We start from the raw sequence: 17077 nt of genomic DNA, 5'->3' as shown, positions 1-17077 counted from the left end.
GTTGTGGGATGGGCGTCCCGCCCGTCCGGTGTATTTTCCGGGCAGGCGGGACGGCTACCCCACAAGAATCATCCTCAAATTGTGCAACGTTTCACTCAAAGAAAATAGGCTGGCAAAAAGCCAGCCTTGAATCAGGAGAAAGTTAATTGAAACTCGTTGAAAATCTAGCTAAACAAACCCGAAATCCCGCCGACTGCTATTGCTCCAGCCAAAGCCGAAACAACCACAGAAGTCAGAGCCGTACCGAACAGCCACCAAGCTGCGGCGGCTGCCGCTTCGCGCGCATCTTCTGCTTGCTGCTTGGCCTTGTTTTTGAGCTGTTTGATGCGTTTTTTGGCTTCAGATTGCAGGCGTTCCGAGCGCAATAAAACGCTGTCCCTGGCTCCTTCCATTTGGTCAACAATTCGGTGAGCGTCAGTCTCGGAAATATCGGAACGAGAACTCAGCAGGGCAACTAAAGTACCGCGATCGAACTCACCTAAACGCTCTTTAATCGCGTCAAATCCGGCCTGCGGGTCGTCAAACACTTTACGCAAGTCCCGCTTGATTCCCTCGTAGTTGAGTTCTGGTCGATCGAGCGAATTGAGGTAATCCCGGATTTTCCCGAAAATACCATCCATTGCTGACTGGAACTTGTCCTGAACCATTTGAACTTGTTCGACAATTTGGTTGCCGACAGATTCAATTTGGTCGGCAATTCTGTTGGCTTCCTCGAACGAGATGTCTTCCCGCTGCGACAGCAATGCTACCAGAGTCGATCGGTCAAAATGCTTCAGGCGATCGCCCAAACTTTGGATTCCCGCTCCCGGTTCGTTAAACAGCAACTGCAAATCGCGTTTGATGCCTTCAGGACTGAGTTCTTCCTTGTCCGTATTCCGCAAGTAATTTTCCAAACTTCCTTGGAAATCTCGTACAGTTTTTTGAGCGCGAGATGCCAAGCGGCGGGGCGATTTTACGATGCTGCGAATCGAATCTTGCACGCGATCGATCGTCCGATCGATCTGTTCTTCGCTCAAATCTTCCCGCTGCGACAGCAACTTGACTAAAGTTTCGCGATCGACCTGAGAAAGTCTGTCCCGAAGTGCCAAAGTACCCTCTTTCGGATTTTCAAACAATTTGGTCAAATCCCGACTGATACCTTCTGGATCGAGTTCTTCCAGGTTTGTATTCCGCAGGTACTCGCCAATTTTTGCAGTAACTTCCTCGTACTGTTGCTTAGCTCTATCTGCCACTATTTGCGGCGCGTGGATAATGTTGTCGCGCACAGATTCAATCCGGTCGATCGCCTGATTTATCTGTTCTTCGCTGAGGTCTTGGCGCTGTGACAGCAACTGCACCAGCGTATCGCGGTCGAATTGAGACAAGCGTTCTCTCAGCGCTTTAAATCCGGCTTCCGGGTCGCTTAACAGCGTTTGAAACTCGCCCTCGATCGCTTCAGGATTGAGCTCTTCCTTATTAGTATTGCGGAGATACTCTTCTACCTTTTGCCGCAATTCTTGGGCTTTCGATTTCGCTTGCTCTTGCAATTCTTGAGCTCTTGAAATTACGCGATCGCGCGAACTTTCGAGCTGCCCGATTAACCGATCGGCTTCCTCTGGACTGAAATCTTCCCGCTGACCCAGCAACTGCACCAAAGTATCGCGGTTAAACTGCGACAGGCGATCGCGCAAAGCCTCAAAACCAGCATCCCGGTCTTCCAAAAGCGCTTGGAAATCCCGCTCGATACCTTCAGGATTCAATTCCTCCTTGCCGGTCGATCGCAAATAATTCTCAATCCGGCTCCGCAAATCTTGAGACTGTTCTTCACCAGCAGCATCTCGCACAATTTCCAACACTTCTTGGCGGACACCTTCAAGCTGTTCGGCAATTTCCGTCACCTGTTCAGGAGCAAACCCCTCGCGGCGGCCCAGAATCCCTACAAAATAATCTGGATTAAACAGCTCTAACTGGCGCAAAACTGCCCCCGGAGAAGCTTCCGGGTCGTAAATCACATCCCTAAATTCCTGCTTGATTGTCTCCCGGTTGAGATGCCAAGGCTGGGTATTCAGCAAGTAGTTTTCCACATCAGCCTTAGCTGTATTGAAAGGCAGCGCAGGCACTTTGTCGCCCACCTGAGAAGCCAAAGATTTAGCTTTTTGAGTACCTTTTTCTGTCAGTTGTTGCAACTGACCGGAGATTTTTTCAACATCCAAATCAGACAAATCCGTCCGCGACAAAACAGTGCCCACAAGAGCTTCCACACCCAACTGCATCGCTCGCTTCATGCCGCTGCTGGATTCCGATTTGTTTTCCCTACTTTCTAGAATTTGAGACAGCTTGGCGTTGAGTTCGTCAGACTTCAGCAAATCTGGAGCCGCAAACTTAAGAAAATCAACCAACTCTAAATTCGGGTCTTTCTGCTCTTGCTGCTTGCCGAAAGTTTGCTTCCAAACGCCTTCTAGCTGGTCAGCAATTTGAGTTATTTCCTCTTGAGTAAAGTCTGTGCGACTCTTAACTAAATCCACAAAAGTCTGGCGGTTAACATTCTTCAGAACGTCGCTTCCCGCAAGAGATTTGATATCTGCATCGCCCAGCAACTTTTCAAATTGACCGCGAATTTCCTTAACATCTAGTTTCGGTAACTGCAAAGAACCCACATAATCTTGCAGCGTTTCGCGAATGCTATCCGGGTCTACCGCCGAACTCAATTCGCGGCGGACAGCGGCAACAGATGCCTCTACAGTATTGACCATTTGGTCGCTAGCCATCTTGCCGCCGATCGCAGCACCAGCACTACCCATCACGCCTTGAACGCCTGAAAAAGCAGTTTTTATCAAGGAACCCATCATGGAACCGACGGCGCTAGAACCGAGCCACACCAGCGTTAAAAAGTACGCCGACCAAATGACCACACCAATAATTGCCGCTCCGTCTACCGAGGCAATTGAAGTTAGTTTTACTGCCAGAAAACAAGCCAAAAATAAAGCCAGGTTAACTGTGACTAAAATCCAACCCCCGACTAAACCTTCGATTTTCCGAACTTTCTTGCCTAAAGTTTCGGACTCATCATCATCGTCATCGTCGGGTAAAGCCTCGTCCCAATTTGAGATTTTGGCGGCAATCGAGAAATTGGTTAACAGGAATTGGAAGCCGAAAGCCATGATGACTCCGGCGATTAATGCCACGAAAAACTGAGGGCTTAAAAACATCAGCCCTCCGATATCGGGGTGCTCAAATGGCACATCTATTTCTACTGGCATTTCTACTGGCATTTGGGCCATATTGAATTTGGGACTGTACAGCGAAATTAATAACTCGCTTTCAAACATAATTTACCTCCTAAGTTTTTATGCCTAACTCGGCACATCTAAAACGACCCCCAACTTTTTTTGAGGGATCTTTGTAATCTTTAGATGATGTTTTATTTGGGTTCGGATTTATCTTACTGAAGCCCTTATTAGTGAAATTGGGATGAGCGGTTAATCAGTTATCTAGTGATCTCATCCTTACTGCTTATTATGGCTCTGGAAGCTAAAAAATAAATCCGTCTAAAGTCAGAAATTAGTTTTCAAGGGATTAGTAGCAGCAGAGTTCGCATCAAAGTGGCAAGTTTGATGCGGGGGCTGCCACCCATTATCAATAGTAGTAAAGTAATTTTCGGCGCACCCTACATATCGTAGAGTACGCTACCGAGTTAGGATTCTGTTTGATTGTTAGGGTCAAAACGAGCTAGTAATTCCCGGCGTTCGAGATCCATACTCAGTCGCGCGATTTCAAGAAATTCTAGTTGAATCAAAGGCTCAATTATTTGGGCTAATTCTTCATCAATTTCGCCAAATCTTACTTGTAATATACTCTCAACATTCTGGCGTTTACCTTGCTGAATACCTTGCTCGATACTTTGCTGAATACCTTGCTCGATACCTCGCCGAGTTGCTTCTTCAAGCCGTTGTAAATAGAGCGGTGACAGTTCCATAATTAACTCCAGATTTTCTCGATATATAATAAATAGTAAAGTGATATTGAGCGCACCCTACCGATTGTAGAGTACGCTGCTGAGTTAGGATTCGGGTTGGTTTTTCGACGCATCAAAATGAGCTAGCAATTCAGAGCGATCGAGCTGCCTAATTAGTCGCGTGCGATCGAGGGGTTCTAGCTCAATCAAAGGCTCGATTATTTGGGTTAATTCTTCATCAATCTCGCCAAATTTTACTTGTAGCATACTCTCAACTATCAGGCGTTGAGCGCGCTGCATAGCTTGCTGCATACCTTGCTGAATACCTTGCTGCATACCTCGCTGAGTTGCATCTTCCAACCGTTGCAAGTAGAGGGGTGACAGTTCCATAATTAACTCCCGATCTTCTCGATCTATGTCTTGACGTACTTCTAATATCGTTCGCAAGTTGTACAACAATTCTAACGCATTCAACCGAAACACATTATCTGAGGGTAATTCTCTCAATTCGGCAATAGCTTGCTTCTGCACGTTTCCCTTCCCTAAAACTCTCAGCCACAGGGTTTCAGGAGTGCGGGGCAGTTGGTGAATGGCAATAATCGCTGCTTTCAGAGATGGGCCCAGAAAATAAACTCCATTTACCCAATTTTCCGGTTCTGGAAGGGCTCGAAATCCAGCTAGCATCGTATCGGAAACAGTCGGCGACAGTATCCAGAGTTGGGGCAAGTCTGCCTCTGCAATCCGGGTATTTTCTCTAGCTGCGGCGCGTTCAAATTCGCCGTGGATATCGAATAGTTTGCCCAGACAACTGCGAATTTCTCCGATTTGGACTGGACTGCGGAAGGGTTCAAATACAGCGGGTTGTGCTGCTATTTGACCCAGAATGCCGAGGGCTGTTGGTTCGACTTCCGGTTCCGGTTTCGGGGCAAATAAAACGTCAACCTGCCTCACTTCTCCAGCAACATCCCGGCTGGTTTCTACATTACCGAGAGGGGTTAATAGTTCTTTCAGATACTGTTTGGCAAATTGATCGTGAATAAATCTGGTCATGCGATTTGAAATTTGAGATTTGAGATTGAAAATTAGTTACTGGATCTGGGTTTGGCGCTTGCCTAAAGTTGCATTTTTTTTTGAATCCGGTAATTAGAATCTAATTGCGGGTTATTCAACAAACATGATATCAGGTGCGCCGCAGCGAACCCTACGAATTTTTGCCGCAGCATTTACCCTCACAATTGCGAATGCTGCGAATACAGCCGTACTCCTCGAAACGTTGACTGTGTTTGCGAACAGTAGGATAGGCCAGTAAATATAAGGGAATTCCGATGAGTTTGTAAAGCAATCTACCAGCAGCATGAACAATATCCCAAATTTCGCTTAAATTAGGTTCTCGAACAAATTCTCCTATTTCATCTTTTAAGGCAAGCCACTGAGATTGCACAGTAGGAGAGTGACAATTATCAAATGCTGTCATCCCTTTTTGATAATTTTCCCAAATTTTATTCATAGGTTTAATCAAATCCGGCTCACGTCTGATAATATCAGAAGTTAATCAGAGATTACAATCATCCGGTATTTTAAGGAAATCAGCTATGCGACTCTCTCAAATGCTTTTTGTCACCCTGCGCGAAGATCCAGCAGAAGCAGAAATTCCCAGCCACAAACTATTACTCCGTGCCGGATACATCCGGCGCATCGGTAGTGGCCTTTACGCTTATCTACCTTTAATGTGGCGAGTTCTCAAAAAAGTATCTCAAATTGTGCGCGAAGAAATGGACGCTACTGGCGCTCAAGAATGCCTCCTCCCGCAATTGCAACCGGCAGATTTGTGGCGGGAATCCGGCCGCTGGGATACCTATACTCAAGCGGAAGGTATTATGTTTTCCATGACAGACAGGCAGCAGCGAGAATTGGGACTGGGGCCAACTCACGAAGAAGTAATTACTACAATTGCTAAAGATATGATTCGTTCCTATCGGCAATTGCCTTTACATCTTTATCAAATTCAAACTAAGTTTAGGGATGAAATTCGCCCGCGTTTTGGGTTGATGCGCGGTCGCGAATTTATTATGAAAGATGGCTATTCTTTCCACACTAACGAAGAAAGTTTGAAAAAAACTTATCAGGATATGGCTCAAGCTTACAGCAATATGCTGCGCCGATCGGGCTTGCAATTCCGAGCAGTAGATGCTGATTCGGGAGCAATTGGCGGCTCTGGTTCTCAAGAGTTTATGGTGTTGGCTGAAGCGGGAGAAGATGAAGTTCTTTATACTGAAGATGGTCAGTATGCAGCTAATGTGGAAAAGGCTGTCTCGATGCCTGCCGATGTGGAACCGTCGCCCTTTGCAACTTTTGAAAAGCGCGAAACGCCGGGAACTGAAACAATTGATAAACTTTGCAAATTTTTGAAATGTTCACCGACTCAAGTTGTCAAAAATGTGCTTTACCAAGCTGTTTACGACAATGGCATGACTGTTTTGGTATTGGTAAGCATTCGCGGCGACCAAGATGTGAATCAGGTAAAGTTGCTGAATGAGTTGACGAAGTTAGCGGGCAATTATCAAGCTAAAACTGTTTTATTTTTGACTGTTCCCGATGCGGAAGCTCAGCGGAAATGGGCTGCTAAATCTTTACCTCTCGGTTATATGGCTCCGGATCTTGCTGATGATTATATCGCTGGGGGTAAGGAGGTAAACTCTAAGTTTTTGCGTTTGGTCGATCGCACTGCAGTTGACCTGACAAACTTTGTCACCGGTTCAAACGAATCAGGATACCACGTTGTCGGGGCTAATTGGGATAAAGAATTTCCCCTGCCAGCATTGGTTGTGGGTGTCAGAACAGCCAAAAAGGGCGATCGGGCAGTGCACAACCCCGAACAAACCTTGCAAAGCGCCAGAGGCATCGAAGTCGGCCACATCTTCCAATTAGGAACCAAATACTCCCAAGCAATGGGCGCCACCTACACCAGCGAACAAGGCGAAGAAATGCCCTTTGTGATGGGCTGCTACGGCGTCGGCGTGTCGCGGCTAGCTCAATCGGCCGTAGAACAATCCTACGACAAAGACGGGATAATTTGGCCGGTGGCGATCGCCCCGTATCACGCCATCATTAGCATCCCCAATATTTCCGACACCCAACAAGTAGAAGTCGCCGAAAAACTCTACGCAGAACTCAACCAATCTGGGATTGAAACCTTGCTAGATGACCGCGACGAACGAGCCGGAGTTAAATTCAAGGATGCCGATTTAATCGGCATTCCCTATCGCATTGTTCCGGGTCGTTCGCTGAAAGCAGGCAAAGTTGAAGTCGTGGAAAGAGCAACTCACAAATCCCAGGAAATTCTCATTGATGAAGTAAATTCTACTTTAAAACAGTGGATTGAAGCCGCCATCAACTAAGCCTTTTAAATTGGTAAATTGCTGTGTGCATCGCCCTACATTAGCGCCCTACGTATAGGGTAAGGTGCGGTGTGCATCGCCCTACATTACCTTGCTTATTCCTTCTTCCCTCTTCCTTCCTTCCTTCTTTCTTCTGCTGTGAACTGGAAAGACAAAATGTGAAATGGGAGCATTTAAATGAAAGCCCCCAGTTAGAAATTGAAGTTTTGATGCAGGAGGCAGGAGGTAGGAGAAAAAAGTCAGAAGGAAGGAGCTAGAAGAAGTGTTTTTAGAAATATGAGATGCTCCCATGTGAAATATGAAATTCCCTAAAACTTAAAACTCGATATGAATCAGAAGCTAAATCAGTTTCTTCGATTCCATGCAGAGGCGATCGCCCAAATGGCCTGGATATGCAGCCAGCAATTATTGACTTCAGCCATACCCACAATCAAGATTTCAGCATCAGAATCGGCATCAACAGCGGCCCAGTTGTCGCCGGAGTCATTGGCATCAAAAAATTTATTTACGATTTGTGGGGAGACACCGTTAACACTGCTTCCCGCAAGGAATCTCACGGCAAGCCGGGGTGCATTCAAGTCACGTCGGCCACTTATGAACGATTGCAAGACAAGTATTGATTGCAAAGTCGCGGCACAATTGAAGTCAAAGGCAAAGGCGAGATGAACACTTATTTTATTACAGGCAGCAAGTTATAGCATAAGGAAAATTATACAAAAAATCAGCAATCTAATAACTCAAATTTAAGCAATTAAAAATTTCCTAATATTCCGGGGCGGTTGTTATAGTTAGTTAAAAATCTAACACTCAGTATGAACCACAACAAAAATCAGTTTCTGCGATTTGTTCAATCTCGAAATTGGCAATACTTAGCAAAAGTAGCTGCCATTGCTTTTGTTTACGCTTTGGGAGCAAAAATAGCAGTTTCAATCCCAGGCGTAAATAAATTAGCTACCTGCGTCTGGCCGCCCGCAGGAATTGCACAAGCTGCAATTTTATTATTTGGTCGCCGCATTTGGCCCGGAATAGCTTTAGGCGTGTTTTTTTACGAGACTATTAACCTTCAGGTATCTTTAACACTTGCAGCAATTAGTGCCTTTTGCGCTTGTTTACAAGCTTTATGCGCCTTTACTTTGCTGCAACAGCTAAAGTTTCGCCCCTCACTCGATCGGCTGATCGATGTAGTCAATTTAATTTTTTGCGGTGCTGTAGTTGCCACTCAAATCAACTGCACTCTCGGCACGCTGCGCCTCTGTGTAACTGGTTTAGTTGACTGGAGCGAATATTGGCAAATTCGATGGAATTGGTATCTCGGAGATACATTAGGAGTTTTAATTTTTACTCCCCTGGTGTTGATTATATACAACCAAAAACAAGCACCAAACCATTCACAAACTACAGGTCATCAAAAAATAATAAATCGCATCGGTGCCGGAATATGCCTGCTCTTATTAGTAACAGTCAGTTGGCTAGTATACAACTCAAAAAGTGAAGGTAATCTCTCCGGTTATCCCCTAGAATACTTGCCATTTCCCTTAGTAATTTGGGCAACCATTCAATTCGGCCAGAGCGGTGCTGTTTTAGCATCTTTCGTTGTATCGAGTATCGCCATTTGGGGCGGTTCTCAGGGAGGCGGCCCCTTTATTGCCAAAGCGGAAAATATCAATCAGGCAATCTTATTTTTACAGGCTTTTATGAGCGTAATTGTAATTACTTCGCTGTTATTGGCAGCAACGGTAGCCGAACGCGCATCAGCAGAGGATTCCCTGCGGCAAAGCGAAATTAAGTATCGGGAATTAGTGGAAAATGCTAACAGCATTATTTTAAAACTAGATACGGAAGGAAATATTACTTTTTTTAACGAATTTGCACAGAATTTTTTCGGTTTCGACGAAAAAGAGATAATTGGCAAACACGCAGTGGGAACAATTATTCCCCAGACAGATACAACAGGAAATGACTTGGCAGCAAAGTTGAGAGATATTTTGCAAAACCCCGAACAATACACGCGAAATGAAAATGAAAATATCCGACGCAGCGGGGAGCGAGTTTGGGTATCGTGGGCAAATAAACCGCTGTTTGACGCGGAAGGAAAGTTCGCGGGAATGCTGGCAATCGGTACGGATATCACAGATCGCAGGCGGGCTGAAATGGATCTTTACAAGCTGAATGAAGAGTTAGAATTTCGAGTTAAAGAACGAACTAATGCTCTGAATGATACTTTAAATGCGCTGCAAGTTCAACAGGAACAATCTGAACGCTTGTTGTTGAATATTTTGCCGGAAGAAATAGCAAATCGGTTGAAGCGGGGAGACAGTACGATCGCAGATACTTTTGCTGACGTTACTGTCTTGTTTGCCGACATAGTAGGCTTTACTCAATTGAGCTCGCGAGTTTCTCCAACGCAATTAGTAGCCTTGCTGAATGACATCTTTTCGACATTTGACAACCTAGCAGAAAGGCACGGTTTGGAAAAAATTAAGACGATTGGCGACGCTTACATGGTAGTAGGAGGGCTGCCAATTCCTCGCGAGGATCATGCAGAGGCGATCGCAGAAATGGCCCTCGATATGCAGCAGGCTATTACTGACTTCAGCAATATCCACAATCAGGATTTCACCATCAGAATCGGCATCAACACTGGCCCGGTTGTTGCCGGAGTTATTGGAATTAAAAAATTTATTTACGATTTATGGGGAGACACCGTTAACACCGCTTCCCGCATGGAATCTCACGGCAAGCCAGGGAGTATTCAGGTAACAGAGACAACTTATCAGCAATTGCGAGAAAAATATTTTTTTGAAAACCGCGGTGCGATCGAAGTTAAAGGCAAAGGCCTGATGACTACTTATTTATTACAATGTAGAAAGTGGATACAATAAAAGTTTATTGGTAATTGATAGATGCTACCGGACTTGATATCAATCGTAAGGTTCGTCAGAAACAAACTGTTCGATTCGTGTCAAATATCTGGACTGACGCACCCTACACCTACTGAAATGCCGAAAATTGCTCTAGTAAAGGTTTTTCTCTCAAATAAGGGCGATCGCACCAGTTAATTTGCCCGATCGCCCTTTTCTCAATTAGCCAAGTTTTTTAAAGCTTGTACAGGTTAATTCCAGCTTCCTTCGCCATGATTTCCAAACCCTTGTTTTGCAAGGTTTTAATCGCTTTTGTAGAAAGGTGCAATCTTACCCAGCGCTTCTCCTGCGGCCACCAAACCCGCTTCCACTGCAAATTTGCCTCTTGCAACTTGTGAGTGCGGTGGTGCGAGTGAGAAACGGCAAAACCGTTATTCGCCTTCTTCCCCGTTAGCTGACATTTCCGTGACATACTTCCCTCCAGATTACCGTTTTTTGCGTCCAGCCTTTTATTATATAGCAACAGCGCCGAACCCCCCTAGCCCCCCTTGTTAAGGGGGGGACAAAAAACACCCGATCGCCCGCTCAGCAATAGAAATAAACTCTTGCCCCCCCTTAGCAAGGGAAATAAACTCTTGCTCCCCCCTTAGCAAGGGAAATAAACTCTTGCTCCCCCCCTTAGCAAGGGGGGGTTGGGGGGGTAATTACATTGCACGTTCAGTCAATTTTGTCAAGACTTGATTCGATCGCTCGACAAAATCTTTCATCCCTTCAGCATCGAAACCCTTCTGGGCCATCAAAGCCAAGTCGTAAACGTGGTGACAAATCATACTCGCCAACTCAGCCGACGGAGACTCGCCGGCGCCTTGAATAATCGCACCCTGACTCAAACTCGCCAGATTTTGAATTAGCGGGTGAGACGTATTCACCAGCAAAACGTGATCTTCGGGGAATTCGGCCGCTTGCTGCTGCAACAGCGCCGTCATGTCGCGCATCCGGCGCAAAGCTTCCGGCAAAAGTACGATCGCAGGTGGCGTCGCCTCCGCAGAGTCAGACTTCAAAGCTTCTGTGCGAATGTTCACTTTCGGCTTGTTGAGAGCTTTTTGGAACATTTCTTTAACTTGTTCGCTGCGAGTTTTATTCGTCGCCGGATCGACAATTTCCGCTTCTTTCTCTTTGTCAATTAGCGTTTCGTCGATGTCGGAATCAACCCGCGAGAATTTGACATCTGAGTGTTCTCGTTCCAAGAAGCTGATAAAGTGCGTGTCGATGAAAGAATCCATAAACAGCACTTCTAACCCTTGGCTTTTGTGCATAGCAACGTAAGTTGCTTGAGACGCCGGATCTGTACAATAAAACACCCGATTTTCGTGGCGTTTTTGATTGCGTTCCAAATACTCTTTCAGCGTCGTGTAAGGCTGCGTGGAACTAGAATTTTCCGACTTCGGAGTGACATCTTGCCACAAATCTCCGTCCTCTGTTTGCACCTGAACTTCGGGCGTTGCAGTTTCTGGCTTCTCGGCTGTCGGTTCGTAGGTGCTGCGGTAGATTAAGATATCTTCGACTTGCTTTTTGAACTTGTCATCGTTGAGAGTTCCAAACTTGACAAAAGTGCCGATATCTTGCCAGCAGCGGATGTATTCGTTGCGATCGTCGCGGTAGAGTTCTTTCAGGCGATCGCCCACTTTTTTCGCAATATAATCAGCGATTCTCCGCACAGTGCGATTGCTTTGCAAAGAACTGCGAGAAACGTTCAGCGGAATGTCGGTACTGTCAATAACGCCCCGCAGCGGCATCAAGAATTTCGGGATAATTTCTTCGCAGTGGTCGCTGACAAAAACCTGGTTGCAGAATAGCTTAATATTGCCTTGGGTAACATCGACATCCGGCCGCAGTTTTGGAAAGTAAAGAATCCCGTTGACAATAAAAGGATAATCTGTATTCAGGTGTACCCACAGCAGCGGCTCGTCTTGGTACGGGTAGAGGTGGCGGTACAGTTCTAAGTAATCTTCTTTTTGCAAATTGCTGGCTGATTCCCGCCAAATTGCTTTGTGCTTGTTGAGTTCCTCACCCTCAAATTTGATGGGAACCGGCATGAAATCGCAGTAAGTTTTGATTAACTGCTTAATGCGACTGGGTTCTAGATATTCTTGTTCTTCATCTTGGAGGGTAAGAGTAATAGTAGTGCCGCGTTCCGTGCGGGAAGATTCTGATAGTTCAAAAGCGGGAGAACCGTCGCAAGACCAGTGGACGGCTTGGGAGCCTTCTTGGTAAGAAAGAGTATCAATGTCTACTTTCTTTGCCACCATGAAAGAAGAGTAGAAACCTAGGCCGAAGTGACCGATAATTGCGTCTTCGCCGTTGCCTTGGTATTTTTCAATAAATTCTTCTGCGCTGGAGAAAGCGACTTGGTTGATGTATTTTTTTACCTCATCGGCGGTCATGCCGATGCCGTTATCGGAAATTGAGAGGGTTTTGTTTTCTTTGTCGATCGCTATGTTGATTTGCGGTTCGCCCACCTCACCGCTGTATTCGCCGGAACGGGAAACCATTTTGAGTTTAGCAATGGCATCGACGGCGTTAGAAATTAGTTCCCGCAAGAAGACTTCGTGGTCAGTGTATAGCGACTTCTTGATAATCGGGAAAATATTTTCGGTATGGATTGAGATTGTTCCCTGTTCTAAAACTGTCATAATTTTTCTCTCTGATGACTGCTAATTGCTTAGAAATAGCTATTTAATGATTTTCGGCGATCGTGCTATGTTTTGCCGAAGGGATTACCACAAAAAGATGATTCGGTTTTCCCCACATCTTGCACAATTCTCAATTAGCCTTTGACGGGCGGGCTTTCCGGCCTACCCCACAAGATAATTTACTCTTTGTGGAACAGGCATCTTGCCTGTTCTCGATGGTGGTGCAAGATGTCAGTTTCCCTCACATAGTAGCTCACAAAGGCAACCGCAGCAGGAAAGTAGCGCCCTGCCCCAATTCGCTGCTGGCGCTGAGGCTGCCACGATGTGCCCGGGCAATGGTTTGGGCGATCGCCAATCCCAGTCCCGAACCGCCAGTATGGCGCGATCGATCGCTGTTGACTCGGTAAAATCGATCGAATATTCGCTCTAAATCTGCCGCCGCGATCCCAATACCGGTATCTTGAACCTGAACGATCGCCTCCTGGTGGCTGCAATCTAAAATAACTGTTACTTTGCCGCCCGCCGGAGTGTATTGAATGGCATTAACAATTAAATTAGCAACTAAACGATAAAGTTGGTCGGAATTGCCGACAACATTTAATTGCTGCTGCACTCGCACTTCGGACGTTAGCGCTACCTTTGAGGCGATCGCCAAAGCTGCCAATTCCTCTACTAAATCGCTAACAAGGTCATTCAAACAACACAAGTGAGGGCGATCGCGTATCGCTTGATTGTCCATGCGAGCCAGCAGCAGCAAATCAGCCACTAACTGAGTCAGTCGTCGGTTTTGGCGATCGATCGTCCGCAAAATTTCCCGCGCCTCTTTTTCATCCAATTGAAGCGTCAACAGCGCTGATTCTACTGTCGCCTGCGAAGCCGCTAAAGGCGTCCGCAATTCGTGAGCGGCATCCGCTGTAAACTGTTGAATTTGTCGGTAGGAAGAATAAATCGGTTTCATGGCTAATCCTGCCAATAACCAACTAGAAAAGCCGATCAGAATCAATGCTGTAGGCAATCCTAATTTCAAAACCCATTTCACTGTACTGAGATAATCATTAAAGTCTTGCAGGCTCCTGCCAACTTGAAAATATCCCCAATCTTGCTGTGTTTGGGTGTGTAGCGCTACAGAAATTTGGTGATAAACATTGCCTTTGGTGTCAGTTAGTGTTTGCCAGTATTGGGAGTTAAATTCTGCTGGTAATTCTTCGGGATACGCGCCTGCTGTAGCAATTAAGTTACCGGAATAATCAAATAAACGAATATAGTAATAGCCTTGGTTGATAGCGCTTAAAATATGGCGGCTCGGCAACTGTTCTTTAATGCCTTGAACTCCAATGAGGCGGAGGTTGGGCAAAAGTTCGTTTACTATTGGCTCCAAGCGTCCGGGCTGCTGCAATTTGAGTTCTAGGCTGTCGTGCAGCGTCCCCGCTACCGATTCTAATTCCCGGTCTATAGCTACCCAGTGAGCGTGGGCGATCGCCTTATATACGCCAAATCCCAACAAGCTTAAAATCAAACCCATTACTGCTGCATAGGAACTCGCTAATTGCGATCTAGTTCGGTTAAATAGTTTATTTTGATTCATATAAAGTTATATTTTATATAAGTGTTAGGAACAGGCAAGATGCCTGTTCCACAAAATTAAAGTTTACTGGTTTTTACTCGTTCCCAGGCTCTGCCTGGTAACGCAGATCCGGAGGCTCTGCCTCCAATTTCCAGGGAGTATCTTCGAGGCAGAGCCTCGGTAAATGGATTTCCAGGCAGAGCCTGGAAACCAGTTAATTTTCATGTTTTAGGAGTTCTGCATATTCGCTCATTCCGAGTTCCGCAAGTTGTCGGTCTTCTTCGGCAAATTCGCTGTAGAGTGCAGCTAAGTTAGTTTCATCGATTGCTGGAATAGTAACTAATTTGGCACGAAATTTCAGGAAAGCAATAAATTCAAATACTTGTTTGAGTTGTTCTATATCGAGCTTTTCTAACTCTTGTTGGATTAAATCTTTCATGGCAGTCATTTTTCCGATCGAGTTTTCTATATTCTACGGGTTCCCAGATTCGGGCTGGGAACCCGTAGAATGCTTAAGAACAGGCTTTTCGGCCTGTTCCACAAAAATTAAATAAATTTTTTTGTGGGGATGAGGGGTGGGGCCGGAGTTCCCGCCCTACTTTAATTTCTCATGCGGTATCCGACGCCGTGAACGGTTTCAATTAAATTCGTGCCGCCCACCGACTCAAGTTTGCGCCGCAGCAAGCGCACTTGAGCTGCTACCACATTGCTAAAGGTATCTGCACTAGCCTCCCATAGCTGATTCCGAATTTGGTCAGTGGTGATAATTTGGTTTGGATGTTTCATAAAATATTCTAGCAGTTGAAACTCTTTGTTTGTCAGAGAAATTATCTGGCTGTTGCCACTTCGATCGAGATGGCGCACAGTTCGAGATCCGCAGTCCAAAACCAGATTTCCTACTTGTAGCTGTTGCGGTTTAATTTGGGGCGATCGCCTTTGCAAAGCCCGCAATCTTGCTAACAGTTCCGCCATCCCAAACGGCTTGACTAAATAATCGTCAGCCCCGGCATCTAGTCCCGCAACTTTATCTTCCATTCGGTCTTTTGCTGTCAGCATCAATACGGGCAGGGCGCTATCTTTAGCACGCAATCTCCGCAGCAGTTCCAATCCTGACAATCCTGGTAGCAACCAGTCAAAAATAGCGAGGGTGTATTGCGTCCACTGGCTGTCTAAATATTCCCAAGCTTCACTGCCATCTAGGGCCCAATCAACTATATATTTTTCCTGCTTTAAGGTTCGCTCGATCGCTTTCCCTAAATCGGGCTCATCTTCAACTAGCAAAACTCTCATAACTCTAATTTATAGCGGTAAATCTTTATACATTGTTAGCGATCGGCAGCATCTACCCCAACATCTAACATCACATACTGAGATGAAATCAGCATGAAGTTTTCTAATGTCGCACAAAAAAATGACTGTTGACAAAAATTGACAACAAGCGGGAAATGTCTTATACTCAAACGCAATCAAATTTTTGATAATATTTTTCAATAACTATGACAGATTTATCCGATCGTCCCCCCATGAAAAAGCCGGGGCGCTGGAGTCGCCGCCAACTGCTACAGCTAGGAATAGCTGGTGCTGGGGTAGCGGGGGGCGCGATCGCACTTCAACACTTGACTCGCAAACCGACATCCGTCGCGAGAATACCGCCCATGCCCGCAGATGCACTCACCGTCAGCAATATCAACCCGATGCAAATTGCGCGGGATTTTGATTACGGCACGGTGACGCGCGAAAACGGGCGCACGGTACGGGAATTTCGCCTGGAAGCTAATACTTCGATCGTCCAACTTAACAGCGCCGTCACCTTCAACACCTGGAACGTGAACAATCGCGTGCCGGGGCCGACATTGAGGGCAACTGAGGGCGATCGTATCCGCGTCATTTTTTATAACAAAGCCGGGGATTCTCATTCGCTGCACTTTCACGGCGTTCATACGAGCGAAATGGATGGCGTTAAACCAGTGAAACACGGTTCGGTATTTATTTATGAATTCGATGCCAATCCCTACGGAGTGCATCTCTATCACTGCCATATTGAGCCTGTAAGTCGTCATATAGGTAAAGGACTCTATGGAATGTTCATCATCGATCCGCCAAAACCCCGCCCTCCCGCCGATGAAATCTTGTTAATCATGGCAGGATACGATGTAAACGACGACAAAAAAAACGAACTATACGCTTTTAACGGGTTGCCCAATTATTACATGAACAACCCGATCCCTATTTACCGAAATCAGCTAATCCGGCTTTACGTTCTCAACATGATTGAGTACGAAGCGGCAGTGACTTTTCACCTGCACGCCAACTTTTTTGACGTATATCGCACAGGAATGACTTTGACTCCCGGTGAAAGAACCGATGTAATCACAATGGGAGTAGCTGAAAGACATATTTTAGAATTTACCTACGGCTACGCTGGAAAATTTATGTTTCATCCCCATCAAGATGATATCGCCGAAGCAGGCTGCATGGGTGTATTTGAAGTCATCGCTTAACTCAAATCCTGCTACCACGGTGCGCCGATTCAAATAAAGAAAGTATGAAATTATTTGACAAGATCGATCGCAAATAGGTAGAATGAATAGCTCGCAAATAATTGAGAATTTTTCTTAATAACTTGC

The 17077-nt window shown here is 45.8% G+C and carries 11 protein-coding genes and 2 pseudogenes; 4 read left to right on the top strand and 9 right to left on the bottom strand.

From position 1 onward, the window contains the following. Positions 1 to 164 precede the first annotated feature (164 nt). The 4 genes and pseudogenes from QUA50_RS00940 to QUA50_RS00925 all read right to left on the bottom strand — a co-directional run bounded on the left by QUA50_RS00940 (position 165) and on the right by QUA50_RS00925 (position 5441). Complete coding sequence (locus tag QUA50_RS00940) at positions 165 to 3308, bottom strand: MFS transporter (protein ID WP_333258515.1); 3144 nt, start codon at positions 3306 to 3308, stop codon at positions 165 to 167. Positions 3309 to 3673: 365 nt separating this feature from the next. After that, positions 3674 to 3973, bottom strand: a pseudogene (locus QUA50_RS00935) (hypothetical protein); the annotation flags it as partial. Between the two features lie 66 nt (positions 3974 to 4039). Further along, on the bottom strand, positions 4040 to 4984 hold the full coding sequence (locus QUA50_RS00930) for a hypothetical protein (protein WP_333258513.1): 945 nt from the start codon (positions 4982 to 4984) through the stop codon (positions 4040 to 4042). Between the two features lie 151 nt (positions 4985 to 5135). Further along, positions 5136 to 5441 carry a hypothetical protein gene (locus QUA50_RS00925; RefSeq protein ID WP_333258511.1) on the bottom strand — a complete coding sequence of 102 codons (306 nt, stop codon included), beginning with the start codon at positions 5439 to 5441 and terminating at the stop codon, positions 5136 to 5138. Between the two features lie 85 nt (positions 5442 to 5526). Here QUA50_RS00925 and proS point away from each other — a divergent pair, with 85 nt between their 5' ends. The 3 genes and pseudogenes from proS (at position 5527) to QUA50_RS00910 (ending at position 10214) form a co-directional block, all read left to right on the top strand. Further along, entirely contained in the window at positions 5527 to 7332 is a 1806-nt protein-coding gene (gene proS, locus QUA50_RS00920; protein ID WP_333258509.1) for a proline--tRNA ligase, read from the top strand. A gap of 360 nt (positions 7333 to 7692) precedes the next feature. Beyond that, positions 7693 to 8030: pseudogene (locus QUA50_RS00915) on the top strand (adenylate/guanylate cyclase domain-containing protein); the annotation flags it as partial. A 114-nt stretch (positions 8031 to 8144) separates the two neighbouring features. Further along, on the top strand, positions 8145 to 10214 hold the full coding sequence (locus QUA50_RS00910) for an adenylate/guanylate cyclase domain-containing protein (protein WP_333258507.1): 2070 nt from the start codon (positions 8145 to 8147) through the stop codon (positions 10212 to 10214). 214 nt (positions 10215 to 10428) lie between these two features. Here QUA50_RS00910 and rpmB read toward each other — a convergent pair whose 3' ends face one another. From rpmB to rppA, 5 genes are all read right to left on the bottom strand, one after another. Further along, complete coding sequence (rpmB, locus tag QUA50_RS00905; protein WP_333065932.1) at positions 10429 to 10665, bottom strand: 50S ribosomal protein L28; 237 nt, start codon at positions 10663 to 10665, stop codon at positions 10429 to 10431. A 232-nt stretch (positions 10666 to 10897) separates the two neighbouring features. Further along, positions 10898 to 12886 (bottom strand): molecular chaperone HtpG, encoded by a 1989-nt coding sequence (gene htpG / locus QUA50_RS00900; RefSeq protein WP_333258505.1) that lies wholly within the window; start codon positions 12884 to 12886, stop codon positions 10898 to 10900. Between the two features lie 253 nt (positions 12887 to 13139). Further along, positions 13140 to 14471: a two-component system sensor histidine kinase RppB gene (gene rppB / locus QUA50_RS00895; RefSeq protein ID WP_333258503.1), complete on the bottom strand. Its 1332-nt coding sequence runs from the start codon at positions 14469 to 14471 to the stop codon at positions 13140 to 13142. 193 nt (positions 14472 to 14664) lie between these two features. Beyond that, positions 14665 to 14889 (bottom strand): hypothetical protein, encoded by a 225-nt coding sequence (locus QUA50_RS00890; protein WP_333258501.1) that lies wholly within the window; start codon positions 14887 to 14889, stop codon positions 14665 to 14667. Between the two features lie 161 nt (positions 14890 to 15050). Further along, positions 15051 to 15740, bottom strand: coding sequence for a two-component system response regulator RppA (rppA, locus tag QUA50_RS00885; RefSeq protein ID WP_333258499.1), 690 nt, complete (start codon positions 15738 to 15740; stop codon positions 15051 to 15053). Positions 15741 to 15946: 206 nt separating this feature from the next. Here rppA and QUA50_RS00880 point away from each other — a divergent pair, with 206 nt between their 5' ends. Beyond that, a complete protein-coding gene (locus QUA50_RS00880; protein WP_333258497.1) occupies positions 15947 to 16951 on the top strand; it encodes a multicopper oxidase domain-containing protein in 1005 nt (334 codons plus the stop codon). Positions 16952 to 17077 lie beyond the last annotated feature (126 nt).

The organism is Microcoleus sp. M2_D5 (assembly GCF_036701935.1).
Classification (GTDB): Bacteria; Cyanobacteriota; Cyanobacteriia; order Cyanobacteriales; family Microcoleaceae; genus Microcoleus.
This window is presented reverse-complemented; position numbering and strand designations above follow the sequence as displayed.